2 protein-coding genes are annotated in these 1413 nt (G+C 69.0%); one reads left to right on the forward strand and one right to left on the reverse strand.

The annotated features are described in order from the left end of the window. Positions 1-492 (forward strand): PhoH family protein (locus AC1D15_RS32240; protein ID WP_477829264.1); only part of this gene is annotated, 492 nt, incomplete at its 5' end. Here AC1D15_RS32240 and AC1D15_RS32245 read toward each other — a convergent pair. Then, the coding region (locus AC1D15_RS32245; protein WP_477829265.1) for an AMP-binding enzyme at positions 478-1413 on the reverse strand (936 nt) is incomplete at its 5' end. The genes AC1D15_RS32240 and AC1D15_RS32245 overlap by 15 nt on opposite strands.

Below are 1413 nucleotides of genomic sequence, written 5' to 3' on the forward strand. Positions count from 1 at the left end.
ACCGAGATCATCGTGACGCGCGTGACGGTGCCGGTCGGCGAGGACATCGGCTTCCTGCCGGGCACCGAGGAAGAGAAGATGTCGCCGTGGATGGGCGCGCTCGACGACAACCTCGAGGTGCTGTCGAAGACCGACGGCGCCGCCGGCGAATGGGGCCGCGCGGCCACCAACGACCTGGTGCGCAGCAAGATCAAGATCAAGAGCCTGAACTTCATGCGCGGGCGCACCTTCCTGAACAAGTTCGTGATCATCGACGAGGCGCAGAACCTGACGCCCAAGCAGATGAAGACGCTGATCACGCGCGCCGGCCCCGGCACGAAGATCGTGTGCCTGGGCAACCTGGCGCAGATCGACACGCCGTACCTGACCGAGGGCAGCTCGGGCCTGACCTTCGCGGTCGACCGCTTCAAGGGCTGGCCGCATTCGGGGCACGTCACGCTGGCGCGCGGCGAGCGCTCGCGCCTCGCCGACTTCGCGTCAGAGGTGCTCTGACCCCACCCTCTCGCGGATCTGCTGCAGCGCGGTCGGATCCTCGATGGTGGTCAGGTCGCCCGGGTCGCGGTGCTCGCACACGGCCTGGATCGCGCGGCGCAGCAGCTTGCCGGAGCGCGTCTTCGGCAGCGCGCTGACGAAGTGCACCCGCGAGGGCCGGGCGATCGCGCCCAGCCCCTGCTCGACCGTCTTCATCACCTCGCCCTCCAGCCGCAGCCGGGCGGCCTCGTCGCTCGCACGCCCCGCGTCGCGAAGCACGACGAAGGCCATCGCGGCCTGCCCCTTCAGCGCATCGGCCACGCCCACCACCGCCACCTCGGCCACCGCCGGGTGGCTGCTGATGCTCTCCTCGATCTCGCGCGTGCCCAGCCGGTGGCCCGCCACGTTGATCACGTCGTCGGTGCGGCCGAGGATGAAGTAGTAGCCGTCCTCGTCGCGCACGCCCCAGTCGAAGGTGCTGTAGACCATGCGCCCGGGGATCGTCTTCCAGTAGGTCTCGACGAAGCGCGCATCGTCGCGCCACACCGTCTGCATGCAGCCCGGAGGCAACGGCCCTTCGATGACCAGCACGCCCTTCTGGTTCGGCTGCGTCAGCTCCTCGCCGCTCAGCTCGTCGATCAGCTTCACGTCGTAGCCGTACATCGGCACGCCCGGGCTGCCGAACTTGCCGGCCGCCGGCTCGACGCCATTGGCGATCGTCAGGATCGGCCAGCCGGTCTCCGTCTGCCAGTAGTTGTCGATGACCGGCTTGCCCAGCCCGTCGGCGATCCAGTGCGCGGTCGGCTCGTCCAGCGGTTCGCCAGCCAGGAACAGCGCACGCAGGCTCGACAGGTCGTGCCGCTTCAGCAGCGCGGCATCGTGCTTCTTCAGCACCCGCACCGCGGTCGGCGAGCTGAACATCACGCTGACGCGGTACTTCTC

This window comes from Rhizobacter sp. P2_H2 (assembly GCF_056403375.1).